Below are 11,570 nucleotides of genomic sequence, written 5' to 3'. Positions count from 1 at the left end.
ACTTGGTGTTTATCATGTTCGCATCTAATCCACGAGAGTTAAAAAGGCTTCTGAAGAAGATGGGCATTGATGTCGAGGAGTTGACAGGCGTAAAAAGAGTTGAGATAGTTCTCGAGGACAAGAAGATACTTGTTAAAGAACCACAGGTACTAGTATTCAAGGCAAGTGGACAGGTATTCTACCAGGTTTCAGGCACCCCGGAGACAATTCAGCAAAGCGAGGAAGCCAAGCAAGTTGAAGAAGTAAAGATACCCGAGGAAGACATAAGGTTCGTCATGGAACAGACAGGGGCTAGTTACGAGAAAGCCAGGGAAGCCCTATTAAAGACAAGGGGAGATATTCTACAGGCAATAATGATTCTCAGAGAAGGATGAAGGATCCATGCGAAACATGGATATACCACTACATGTCAATGGATCTTTCACATCGTACAAGGTTTTAAGTAAACCACACTACCTGCTCGGAGTATACTATGATGGAAAACTGGGGAAAGCAATACTAGAGTTCCTCGATGAGGATGGCGGTAAACTGGTAAAAATAATGGATCCAGTTGGGCATAAGCCATATTTCCTAACAGATCTAAGCATCGACGAGGTAAAATCATTAAATGATATAGCCAAGGATAAGCATGTCGAAGGCTTTGAGGAAGTATATAAGACTAACCCGTTAACCATGAAGAAGATCAGGGTCACCAAGATAATCACAAGAGACCCATTAGCAGTGAAGAAGCTAAGATCAAAGATGCCTAGCAACGCCTCAGTATGGGAAGCTAAAATCAAATACCATAATAACTATGTCTATGATAATGGATTAATCCCTGGAATGAGGTACATAATCGAGAACGATGGCTCCAAGCCGAGAATAACACTGGTGAAACCCGAGATACCGCTGACACTGATACAATCGTTAAGGGAATTATTTAAGAATGAGCCAGAGGAAACTATTAAACTAGCCGAGGACTACCTACTACTATTTGAGGAAGCACCACCAAAAGCATTGAGAATAGCTATTGATATCGAGGTGTATACGCCCTTTAAAGGCAGAATACCTAATCCAAGACAGGGAGAATACCCTGTTATCAGTATAGGGCTTTCATCAAATAATGGCTTTAGAAAGGTACTCCTACTGGGGAGAAAATTCAAAGAGAGATTCGACTACATGTCTGATGACTACCCTGTCGATATTGAAGTCGAGGTATTCGACTCAGAGAAGGCGTTGATCCTTGAAGCCATCAAGACTATTTCAAGGTACCCCATAGTACTCACTTATAATGGGGACAACTTCGACTTAATGTATATTTATACAAGGGCCATAAGACTAGGGATACCGAGACACCTAATCCCACTCATCCTCGGCGAGGACATGGTTAGAATTGATACCGGGATACATCTAGACCTCTATAAGTTCTTCTCGAATAGAGCCGTGAAGAACTATGCCTTTGGAGGCAAGTACCAGGAGGAGAAGCTTGACGCAGTGTCCTCGGCACTCCTCGGCATATCTAAAATAGGGTTTGAGGAGGCGATTGAAGATATCTCGGCATCCCACCTTATAGCTTACAACATGAGGGACGCCGATATAACTCTACAGTTAACTACATTCAGCAACGAGCTTGTATGGAAACTAATGATTCTACTAGCCCGTATTTCCAAGACGAGTATCGAGGATGTGTGTAGACGACAGATATCCAACTGGATACAGAACCAGTTCTTCTGGGAGCATAGGAAGCTGGGATATCTTATACCTAATAGTGAGGATATTAGAAGGTATGCTGGTAAAGCAGGTACAAAAGCGACTATCGAAGGTAAGAAATATGCTGGCGCATTGGTGATCGAGCCTCCACGAGGCATATTCTTCAATGTAATAGTACTAGATATAGCGTCACTGTATCCAAGCATAATTAAAAAATATAATTTAAGCTATGAGACAGTTGATATGCCCTGGTGTAAGTCAACAATAGATATAATTGATGAAACAGGTAGAAAACTACACGTGGTCTGCGTTGAGAAACCTGGTTTAACAGCACAGATCACGGGTATACTGAGGGACTTCAGAGTTGGAATATACAAGAAGAGGGCAAAGGATAAGACGTTACCTAAAGACCTACTGGCATGGTATGACGTTGTTCAACGCGCTATAAAAGTCTTCATTAACGCGAGCTACGGCGTCTTCGGTGATGAAAGATTCTCTTTATTCTCGCCAGCTGTAGCTGAAAGCGTTACAGCCATGGGTAGGAAGTCTTTTCTAACAATTATTCTTAAAGCTGCCGAACTAGGGATAAAGCCATTATATGGTGACACAGACTCGATCTTCGTGTGGAATCCCAACCAAAGCCAGCTGGAGATGCTCCAGAAATGGATACTGGAAAACCTCGGCCTGGAAATAGAGTTGGATAAGGAGTTCACATACGTAGTTTTCACAGGGCTGAAAAAGAATTACCTAGGCAGGATGAAGGACGGCGGAATCGAGATAAAGGGGCTTGTCGCGAAGAAGCGGAACACGCCGGAGTTTCTCAAGGAGCTATTTAAGGAGATGCTAGAGAAGATGAAGACTATTGAAACCCCTGAGAACTTCGTGGTGTTCATTGATTGGCTTAGAGAGATGTTGAAAGAATACTATGATGGATTAAAGCGGAGGGAGATACCATTGGATCATCTAGCGATAAGGGTCGCATTAACCAAGCCCCCCTCAAGCTATAATAAAACGAAGCCACCGCATGTAAAGGCAGCCCAGCAATTAATCGATTACGGCATCAGCGTGCAGGAAGGCGATATAATAACCTATGTCAAAGTAAAGAGTAGGGACGACTATAAGGCAATACAGTTAACCAGACTACATGAAGTGGATCCTGAGAAATATATTGAATTATTGAAGAGCGGGCTAGAGCAATTATTATCCGCTCTCTCCATAAAATGGGAGGACATAGTTGGGGCAAAGCTAGCGAGTTACATGTCACAGAGATAAAGGGTGTTCGATATTGGAATCCCGCGTTAAATTCATGCTGGCTGTAACCATTATTCTAGCGTTTTTATCGATAATACTGCATATGCCCATAGAAGTCCAGGAAGCGGTTTTTAAGCATGTTATATTGAGATCCCCGCTATACGATGATGTATACGCCCTGGTTAAACACGTGTTCTATAGTGAGCCATGTAATCAAGCCAGCTGGTACTGGATAAATAGAAACGATGCCCTTTCTCTCTGCAAGGGTGATTCAGCCCTAGTCATCCCCTTTATAGATTACAGGTTAAACCAGCCTCCTCTCGCAGGCTTCATCCTAGCATTGATAACCATGTTTGGCCTACAGTACTCGAGTGGATCAGGTGTTTTTCTAACAATCTCCTACATGCTTCACTCGATCCTCTCCGCTATCGCGATCACCTATAGTGTATACAGGGTATCCACCCGGTTCACTGCTAGGCTCTACCCGCTCTATGCTTTAACCATTGTGGTTTATGGTGTCTACGGTTTCGATACTTATGCACTGCCATTTATTATCGAGGCCTTGATAAGTATTAGGGAGGGTAAGCTAGGTAAGGCTGGACTATTCTCAGCGCTTGGTATGTCGATAAACTTTTTCGCAGTGGTCTTACTGGGTTTACTAATATATCTAGTAGTCAGGGACGATATAGAGGGAAAATCCATTATCACAGGCATACTGCTCGGATTAACCCCCTACTTCATTATCATGTTCCTTGCCCCAGATTACCCGGGCTACGTCTTAAACAGTGCACTTCAACCAGCCTTTAATAACGGGGTCTTCGCACTACTCACATCGAAATTGAGCGAGGGAACCGCATATGCTTTAAACACTGGGCTATGGTTATTTTTGATGCTAACGCTCTACTCTATGAGCCCGCCTCTAACTAGTCATGATAAAGAGGATGTCTTGAGGTACATTGCAATATTAGTGTTTACACTATATAGCATACATCCACAAATGGTTCCACAGACACTAGTAATCACGCTCCTCCCACTAATAGCAACAAAGATACGTGGAAACACTTTATTAACCCTGCTAATAGAGGCGGCTAATGCCCTAATCATTACCCTATGGTTTGAGGCAGCAACTATTTCCAGCCACTTATCGAGCATCCTAGGCATAGTTCTATCGCCCCAGCCAACCTCCCTAGACAACCCTGTCCAATGGGTGGTTCAATTCAGGAACGCATTAGCGGTAGTATACAGTATAGACCTACTACTGACTTTCTTCGGGAGCCCAGTGGCATTGGGCTCGAGAGAGCCCATGCGGGACGTGCCGCACACAGCCGGGGATGCCAAGTACGTGCTCTACGTAGCAATAGGCGAGTTCATAGCGCTCGAGATCATACCCCTGCCCAGGCTCCTAGATGTAGTTAAAAAACACATGGACGACAGAGTAGCACTATACGCCCCAAGAAGTAGGCTGAGGATAGCGGGGGTATTCCACTTCCTCCCCTAGCTTTTTTATTGCCGAGAAGAGAATCTTGCACAAATTATGTCAGAAATCTTGCACAAGTTTATAAACTTGTGCAAAGTTTCCCCAAGGAGCCTGTGCAAACGCCCATTTTCGCTCTAACAATGCAGAAGGGGTGGTCCAAAATGGTTGAGAGATCTGGACTTCGAGGAAGGCTTGATGGTAGAGCACTTGAGTGGGGCATAATGAGGCCACGAGGATTATCAGGGAGATCTTCTCTCGCGGGTTAGATAGCTGGCCGATCGGTAGATCTATTTTCCACGCCCTGAAGAGGTTCGACTCGGCTTCAGAAGGGAGCTACCACACTGCTGAAGTGGAGCTCAGGGGCTGGGAGATCTACTTCTACTTAAAGGACTACTACGGCAACGTCCTGAAATCATACTCTGTGGAGTGGAGCGGGGATCCGCTCCTCCCCTGTCAGCGGAGAGGGCGAGGGCTGTATACCCTGTGATTGGTAAACGACATATCAAAGAGTCAAATGAAAGCGACTACTTCTCCCACTGGAGCTGATCTATTGTTCAGCTGAAGTCTTAGTTCGCACTGGAGTTTTCGTGTAGAAGCTGGCTGAAAGCGGGTTCACACCGTTTTTTCTAAGTTACCCCCGGCGTTACCTCCTGTTTGATTTGCCTTAATCTTTTTCAATCCTCTTGGCGCGAGTCTATTTGAGGGGGTAACTTGCCTAGCGCTTGGAGGATTAGGAGGATTAAGGGCAAGTACTACCTCTACCACTACGACGAGTATGTTGGACCCATAGAGAAGATAGTAGAGGAATGGCGCCGGGGGCGGGATTTGAACCCGCGCGGGGAATCCCCCACCGGCTTAGCAGGCCGGCGCCCTACCAGGCTAGGCGACCCCGGCTCCTGTTTTCTGGATTACATCTGAGACTTAATAACTTTTTCCCATTAAACCTCTTCTTTTACAGATGTAAACCAGGAATAAATGCGGGGAACCGGTGAACCACCTGGAAGGAACCCTCGCACTTTAGGGCTGGGAGGAGGTCAGTATATTAATATAAGGTGGGTAATCTATTTAGCTGAAGGGGGTTTTATTGGTTAGAGAGAGAATACTGGTAATTGTTATCGCTGTGATTGCTATCATGGTTTTCGCTCTTAACGCGTATCACTTTGAAGAACTTGAATCAGTGAAGATGGGTAAGGGCTATGTATCTGATGAAGTATGGTATGTAGGCTCCGCGCGCACTATACTCGTCAAGGTCTTCGGACTAGAACCCAGGATGCCTGAGGATAACTATGGCTATACGATAATCTATAATGGCCAGATAGACTACTCGTTGATAACGAGGATAGCTGGAAAGTTCGGGGTATCCATACGAAGCGACTACAGTGATTTAAAGGCGTTCTATGCTTCAGGATACAAGGGTAATCTAACCCTTTTCATCGATGAGATTAAGAAGTATATCAGTGTAAGCGATGTAATACCCGGGTGGATGATGCCTGATCACAATGGTATAAACAACTACATCAACCAGGAGCACCCGCCACTAGGCAAGTATATTACTGCTGCTGTAATGTACCTAGTGGGAGATCGGCCGTTATACTGGAGGCTACCCGTGGTGCTGCTTGGAGCATTCTCGGTAATACTGGTTTACTCATCTATGAGGAAGCTTACTGGTAATATCGTTGTTGCATTCGCTACCTCATTGTTATTCATGGTGGATCCATTGACTAGGACGCTTTTCTCCATAGTACTCCTAGATGGTTTCACAACTTTCTTCTCCATACTCTCATTCCACTACGCTGTAAACAAGAAGTACCATGAATCACTTATAGCCGGCGTTATCGCTGGATTATTCAAGTTCACCGGGTTATTCACGTTGATACCACTACTAATACTTTACCTTAGGAGGGAGCTCAGGAAAAACCCCTCTTTCGCCAACCTGGTTTACACTACAATAGCATTCATACTCGTCGCCTCATCACTATTCCTACTAGCACTTACATGTGTATCCATACCATTAATAATGTATATGGGTCCAGGCAACTGGGTCAAATACTCTCTACTCGGTTCTATAGAGTGGCATACAAGCATAAAGTGCAACGGGCCATGCCCAGGCAGTTCTTCTCCTTGGGACTGGTTTCTAGGTGTAAACGGGTTTACTGTATACGTGGATCCAACAGTGGTGGCGATAGGGTTCTACCCGTTTTGGTCCACTGTGCTAGTATCACTAGTGTTACTGGCCCCGTTAATCATCAAGGACAAGAGGTATGGTGTCCTCTGGGTTTACCTGGTAGGAGTGCTCACAGGCTACCTTATAGTATGGGCTATGGGAGGGAGATCTCAGTATAGTTTCTACAGTGTACAATTGGCTCCATTCACATACATGTACCTGGTATACATGGTTGTCTACGCATTGAATAAAGATAACATTACCTACGTGGGTAGCTCATACAGTAAATTATTCTCCTACATCGTCAAGCTACTATTGAGTTAGGCATTAACTAGGTCAAGGATTTTTAAGCTTTCTGTGAAGCCCATAATATTACCGGGGTTTAATATGTCGGGTGTTATGCCGAAGATGCGTTTAATCACGGTAAAAATGCCTGAGCTCTACGTAGAAGGGATAGATGAGTTGGTCAGAATAGGTAGGTATAGTAGTAGGAGCGAGGTTATAAGGGTAGCGATCAGGGATTTACTAAAGAAGGAGCTCTGGATCAGGGAGGCCTCCGAGATATAGTTTTTCAAAAGCAGAGTTTATCTTATACACTATCTTGTGTTACTCATAGAGAGCCCACGTGCCTTATCGAAAACTATTTTAACCACTGGATCAAAGGGGTCTAGAATTCTCACACTCATAGGTGGGTTAAAGTCAGGAAAGATCCTCCTCAACACAGCGAGTTTTATTGGTTGCCTATACATTAGAGGATTCACTACCTCAATCGCCATAGCGTTTTTCGAGCCGCTTATATAACTATAGTCCTCGCCGGAGACCCCTGTATCGCCTAGAGACCTGAGTTTTTTCCAAACGTATTCGGGATGCCCCTTTATAACTCTACCAGCAGTGAACTCGCCCATGACGGCCTTCACTCTCCCGGTTACATATAGTATTACTCTATCGCCTTCATCTACGTATAAGCCGAGAAACCTCCTTAACTCAAACTTCTTAACCCCCGTGAATATCCTGTAAGCGTACACTGGCTTAATACTGAAGATGAACGTATTCATGTCCCGGCTTACCCCTTCCCTAGATTTATAAGGATACATGAATCTTTTATAGGATCGATGCTGAGGGTTGGTATTTCTGATTAGTGATGAATGACGCCAGGACTGAGTAGTAATGAGTGCAGGCGATATAATACATGAAAACGATGATGTATTAGTAGTGTTCGATGAGAAAAGGAGGTTTATTGTTAAGGCTAGGAAAGAAGGGGTCCTAGGTACAGATAAGGGGGTTATAAGGCTCAGTGATTTAATTGGGAAGCCATATGGCTCCATTGTTAAAACCTCGAGAGGAATAGACGTATTGATTCTTAAACCCCTTCCATTCGACTATTCCCTACTGGTTCAACGTGTGACACAAGTGATTTACCCGAAGGATGCCGGCTTAATGATCTACCTCTCAGGAATTAAACCCGGCTCTAAAATAGGTGAGGCCGGAGTTGGCTCTGGAGCGCTCACAGTAATGCTGGCTAGTATTATCGGGGATAGTGGAGTACTATATGGATTTGATATCTCTGAGAAAAGCCTCGAAAACACGAAGACTAGGCTGGAGAAGGCTGGCTTAATCAATAGGGTTAGATTACTTAAGCACGATATAAGGGAACCAGTCTCACTAGACGAGGCCCTCGACTCATTCTTCCTGGATATACCGGATCCCTGGAACGCTGTAAACACCGTTGCAGGGTTAATAAAGACGTGTGGGACGCTATTAGTCTATGTTCCAACGATTAACCAGGTTGAAAAAACAGTGTTGAAACTACGGGAATCCAGCTGTTTCACTGATATACATTCCTATGAAGTATTACTTAGGGAGTATAAAGTTGATAGGGATGCCGTTAGACCCTTCACCAGGATGGTAGGGCACACAGGGTACATCGTCTTCGCTAGGAGGGTCAAGTGTGATCTAGGCACCTAATACTAGGGAACCTTACAGATGTCTGCCCTTAATATATAGGTACACTACATGTGTTAAGCTGTTATCATCCTTTACCTCAATCATTTTCTCATGCTTCCAGCCAGGTATCCTGAACTCATGGCTCACGATCCTGGTTCCATCTCTTAGCTCCTTCTCGAACTTAGGGCGTAGCACCTCGTTGACGGATGTTAATAGGAAAAGCGTTACTATCGTTGCCTCACTGATATCTGTTTCGAAGAAGTCTCCCTGTATAACCATTGCTTTATCACTTATCCCCTCCTCGTTTATCCTTCTCACAGCCTCTTTAACCCTCTCGCCATCTCTCTCGATCCCGACAGCCTTCTTTACGTTAAACTCTTTCACAGCTACTACGAGGATGCGCCCATCACCGCATCCTAAGTCGTATACTACGTCATCTTTGCCTGCACCGGCAAGCTTAAGCATTTCCCTAACAACAGGATAGGGTGTAGGAACAAATGGGACGAAGTACATTGAAAACCCCTGTGAACTTTCAAGCCTATTATAATTCGACTCCTAGTTCCTTCAGCTTATTAACCATGACCTCTAATGCCTTCTCCTCGTCTGGTTGCAGCCTCTCGTTTAATGGAAGCTGTGAGAGAACCCACTGCACTCTTCCATCATCCAACTCTACGAGTATCTGCGGCAGCCATGACATGCCAAGGTCATCTTTATCACCGTATTCTACTAGATACACATAATCCTCCTTCCTTACCTCGAGCTCAACACCCATCTTCTTACTCAGAGCCTCAGCTATCTTTGACCATAATTTATGGTATGGGTGGTGTTCTGCGGTCACTAATACTACTTTTTTCACTTTAACCATATTATATCCCCTACTTCACATTGTTCTCATTCATTAATCAACTTGTTTAAATATTTATTCACGCCAAGGAAGCAATAATATGGACCGTGACCTTTTAATGTTCAGAGGAAATACTCGTCTCCCACATAGGGTTGAATAGGAATCTATACCGGCTCCCACGGGTTTACCAATGACTCTGGCTTGCAAGCCATAGAGCCGGAGCCGCAGACAGACCAAGGAGAAGAAACAAGTAGTATGAACCGTTCACTCGAGAGTGGTAGGTTGGGGCAGCTTATGGTTATTCATGGCTACCCCCGGGTTCATTACGGTCTCCGCCCACCCCTCACCGCCCTTCAGGGCGGGGAGGAGGTCAGATCGGTGAACGAATCACCGTAGACGGCTTCAAGCCGTACCATGATGAACCCAAGGGCAGTCATAAAAACCCTAAACACGGTTCTCAGGCGAATGGCGTTGAAAGAATATTGTTCTTTCAATAGATGAAGCCGGTGGTTATTAATGCCTTTAGGTGAAAGCAGGTTTCTCCTTCCTTTCTTCCTCAGGACGTACTTTCACTATGCCTAAGTGCACTGCACATGATACACAATAGCATTTCCTCACCGGGTATTTCTGTATTATTGCCCCTTTCTTCTCGAGCTCCTCAGCTAGCTGTGGAGGTACAGGGCTATACATTCTTGTAACACATATAGCCTTATCCTCTGGAACCCTCCTCCCACATTGATCACATTGCACATATCCTACTTTACCCTTATCTCCTTTCCTCCTACCTCTACTCTCCCTCTTCTTCGGCATATTTAATCACCACTAGTTAACTGTGTGAACGTATCCTAATAAGCCATTAATAAATCTTGAATCCCATTATAAAAACCTTTGAGGGGAGCCTATAAGAATTTTATTAGGCTTCTAAAGTTAGTTATTGATATTGAGGCAAAATAAATTAGCCTGGAGATCTTTCATGAAATGGAAGTGTAACCATTGTGGTTTTGAAGCCGACGCGTTTAGCGAATACCATTGGAGATGCCCCCGTTGCGGTGAACCCCTAGATCTTGTTTACGATGGTAAGCTTGAGAAAACCAGCTCGAAGAATATCTGGGAGAAATATGGTGGTACAATACCTTTAAAACCGGAGAAGACAAGGAGGGAGGGTAACACACCACTGGTTACGGAGAAAATTGATGGAATGACACTTCTCTTCAAGCTTGAATACCTTAATCCAGGCGGTAGCTTCAAGGACCGGGGTTCAGCACTAGCCATATACTATGCCTATAAAACAGGCTTCAAGAGTGTTGTCGAGGATACTAGCGGTAACACAGGTATCTCGGTAGCCCTCTACTCAAGGCTTTACGGTTTAAAGACAAGGATATATATGCCTAAAACAGCCCCACCAGGTAAAAAGAAGGTCATCAAGGCGCTCGGTGCGGAAATAATTGAAGCCCCTACGCGGGGCGATGCAGCTGAAATGGTTTTAAAGGAGGCACTTACAGGAGCATACTACGTGGCACATACTTGGAGCTACTTCTATATAATAGGGGCATCCACGATAGCCTGGGAAGTTCTCGAAGAAGATGTACCCGACTACGTTATATCGCCAATAGGATCAGGCGGTTTATTCCTTGGATTAGTAAAAGGATTCGAGAAAGCTCTTGAAGCAGGCTGGATAACCAAAATGCCTAGATTCATAGGTGTTCAAGGCTATAGCACACAACCAGTTTATAAAGCATTTAAAGGAGTCACTCAGCCAGGAGAGGACTCGAGCCTCGCGGATGGAATAATGGTTCCAAACCCACCTAGGCTGAATGAAATAGTTAATGCGTTGCATAAATACCAGGGAGACGTCATCCTAGTCGGCAATACCGAAATATTGAGAGCATGGAGGGAACTATGGGAGCTTGGATTCCTTGTAGAACCAACCTCCGCATCCATTTATGCAGCACTTGAAAAGATTAAGAACCAGCTTTCAGGCAAGAAAGTCCTGCTAGTATTAACAGGCTCAGGGCTGAAAACCATACCAGATATCTAGTTGATTGGAGAAAAACTGTTAAACATTGAAGTTATAATACTTAACAAAAAGCCTTTATCTACTGTTTTGGTTTTTCATCAGTTACTGATAAAAACTTAGATGCTATTCCCCCACCACTATCACAGCGTATACTTTTTGCCGTGTAGTTTTCTCAGCTTCTCCC

12 protein-coding genes and 1 tRNA gene are annotated in these 11,570 nt (G+C 44.5%); 8 read left to right on the top strand and 5 right to left on the bottom strand.

What is annotated here, in order from left to right; genetic code table 11:
* The first annotated feature begins 5 nt into the window (after nucleotides 1-5).
* From QXV08_RS03520 to QXV08_RS03505, 4 genes are all read left to right on the top strand, one after another.
* Nucleotides 6-374 (top strand): nascent polypeptide-associated complex protein, encoded by a 369-nt coding sequence (locus tag QXV08_RS03520; RefSeq protein ID WP_404990998.1) that lies wholly within the window; start codon nucleotides 6-8, stop codon nucleotides 372-374.
* 16 nt (nucleotides 375-390) lie between these two features.
* A complete protein-coding gene (locus QXV08_RS03515; RefSeq protein ID WP_342788129.1) occupies nucleotides 391-2,961 on the top strand; it encodes a DNA-directed DNA polymerase I in 2,571 nt (856 codons plus the stop codon).
* Between the two features lie 13 nt (nucleotides 2,962-2,974).
* Nucleotides 2,975-4,438, top strand: a complete 1,464-nt coding sequence (locus tag QXV08_RS03510; protein ID WP_342786345.1) for a hypothetical protein — start codon at nucleotides 2,975-2,977, stop codon at nucleotides 4,436-4,438.
* A 190-nt stretch (nucleotides 4,439-4,628) separates the two neighbouring features.
* Nucleotides 4,629-4,904: a hypothetical protein gene (locus tag QXV08_RS03505; RefSeq protein ID WP_342786344.1), complete on the top strand. Its 276-nt coding sequence runs from the start codon at nucleotides 4,629-4,631 to the stop codon at nucleotides 4,902-4,904.
* A gap of 320 nt (nucleotides 4,905-5,224) precedes the next feature.
* Here the strand turns inward: QXV08_RS03505 and QXV08_RS03500 are convergent.
* Nucleotides 5,225-5,311, bottom strand: a tRNA-Ser gene (locus QXV08_RS03500).
* Between the two features lie 190 nt (nucleotides 5,312-5,501).
* Here QXV08_RS03500 and QXV08_RS03495 point away from each other — a divergent pair.
* Nucleotides 5,502-6,905, top strand: a complete 1,404-nt coding sequence (locus tag QXV08_RS03495) for a glycosyltransferase family 39 protein (protein WP_342786343.1) — start codon at nucleotides 5,502-5,504, stop codon at nucleotides 6,903-6,905.
* 63 nt (nucleotides 6,906-6,968) lie between these two features.
* On the top strand, nucleotides 6,969-7,148 hold the full coding sequence (locus QXV08_RS03490) for a ribbon-helix-helix domain-containing protein (protein WP_042666760.1): 180 nt from the start codon (nucleotides 6,969-6,971) through the stop codon (nucleotides 7,146-7,148).
* A gap of 29 nt (nucleotides 7,149-7,177) precedes the next feature.
* Here QXV08_RS03490 and QXV08_RS03485 read toward each other — a convergent pair whose 3' ends face one another.
* On the bottom strand, nucleotides 7,178-7,636 hold the full coding sequence (locus QXV08_RS03485) for a DNA-binding protein (RefSeq protein WP_342786342.1): 459 nt from the start codon (nucleotides 7,634-7,636) through the stop codon (nucleotides 7,178-7,180).
* A gap of 112 nt (nucleotides 7,637-7,748) precedes the next feature.
* Here QXV08_RS03485 and QXV08_RS03480 point away from each other — a divergent pair, with 112 nt between their 5' ends.
* On the top strand, nucleotides 7,749-8,546 hold the full coding sequence (locus tag QXV08_RS03480; RefSeq protein WP_342786341.1) for a tRNA (adenine-N1)-methyltransferase: 798 nt from the start codon (nucleotides 7,749-7,751) through the stop codon (nucleotides 8,544-8,546).
* Nucleotides 8,547-8,558: 12 nt separating this feature from the next.
* Here the strand turns inward: QXV08_RS03480 and QXV08_RS03475 are convergent, their stop codons facing one another.
* The 3 genes from QXV08_RS03475 to QXV08_RS03465 form a co-directional block, all read right to left on the bottom strand.
* Nucleotides 8,559-9,038, bottom strand: coding sequence for a protein-lysine N-methyltransferase (locus tag QXV08_RS03475; protein ID WP_342786340.1), 480 nt, complete (start codon nucleotides 9,036-9,038; stop codon nucleotides 8,559-8,561).
* A gap of 28 nt (nucleotides 9,039-9,066) precedes the next feature.
* A complete protein-coding gene (locus tag QXV08_RS03470) occupies nucleotides 9,067-9,390 on the bottom strand; it encodes a hypothetical protein (protein WP_342786339.1) in 324 nt (107 codons plus the stop codon).
* 501 nt (nucleotides 9,391-9,891) lie between these two features.
* Nucleotides 9,892-10,179 carry a 30S ribosomal protein S26e gene (locus QXV08_RS03465; RefSeq protein ID WP_342786338.1) on the bottom strand — a complete coding sequence of 96 codons (288 nt, stop codon included), beginning with the start codon at nucleotides 10,177-10,179 and terminating at the stop codon, nucleotides 9,892-9,894.
* 163 nt (nucleotides 10,180-10,342) lie between these two features.
* Between QXV08_RS03465 and QXV08_RS03460 the strand changes: the two genes are divergently transcribed.
* Nucleotides 10,343-11,407: a pyridoxal-phosphate dependent enzyme gene (locus tag QXV08_RS03460; RefSeq protein ID WP_342786337.1), complete on the top strand. Its 1,065-nt coding sequence runs from the start codon at nucleotides 10,343-10,345 to the stop codon at nucleotides 11,405-11,407.
* Nucleotides 11,408-11,570: the final 163 nt, after the last annotated feature.

It is taken from the genome of Desulfurococcus sp. (genome assembly GCF_038881575.1).
Taxonomy (GTDB): Archaea; Thermoproteota; Thermoprotei_A; order Sulfolobales; family Desulfurococcaceae; genus Desulfurococcus.
Note: the sequence above shows the minus strand (reverse complement) of the source record. Positions and strands in the feature narration are given on the sequence as shown.

What these genes read in the sequence shown, in the direction of transcription:
- QXV08_RS03480 (WP_342786341.1), top strand. Translation starts at nt 7,749, where the DNA reads ATGAGTGCAGGCGATATAATACATGAAAACGATGATGTATTAGTAGTG.
- QXV08_RS03475 (WP_342786340.1), bottom strand. Translation starts at nt 9,038, where the DNA reads ATGTACTTCGTCCCATTTGTTCCTACACCCTATCCTGTTGTTAGGGAA.
- QXV08_RS03490 (WP_042666760.1), top strand. Translation starts at nt 6,969, where the DNA reads ATGTCGGGTGTTATGCCGAAGATGCGTTTAATCACGGTAAAAATGCCT.
- QXV08_RS03485 (WP_342786342.1), bottom strand. Translation starts at nt 7,636, where the DNA reads ATGAATACGTTCATCTTCAGTATTAAGCCAGTGTACGCTTACAGGATA.
- QXV08_RS03465 (WP_342786338.1), bottom strand. Translation starts at nt 10,179, where the DNA reads ATGCCGAAGAAGAGGGAGAGTAGAGGTAGGAGGAAAGGAGATAAGGGT.
- QXV08_RS03460 (WP_342786337.1), top strand. Translation starts at nt 10,343, where the DNA reads ATGAAATGGAAGTGTAACCATTGTGGTTTTGAAGCCGACGCGTTTAGC.
- QXV08_RS03470 (WP_342786339.1), bottom strand. Translation starts at nt 9,390, where the DNA reads ATGGTTAAAGTGAAAAAAGTAGTATTAGTGACCGCAGAACACCACCCA.
- QXV08_RS03515 (WP_342788129.1), top strand. Translation starts at nt 391, where the DNA reads ATGGATATACCACTACATGTCAATGGATCTTTCACATCGTACAAGGTT.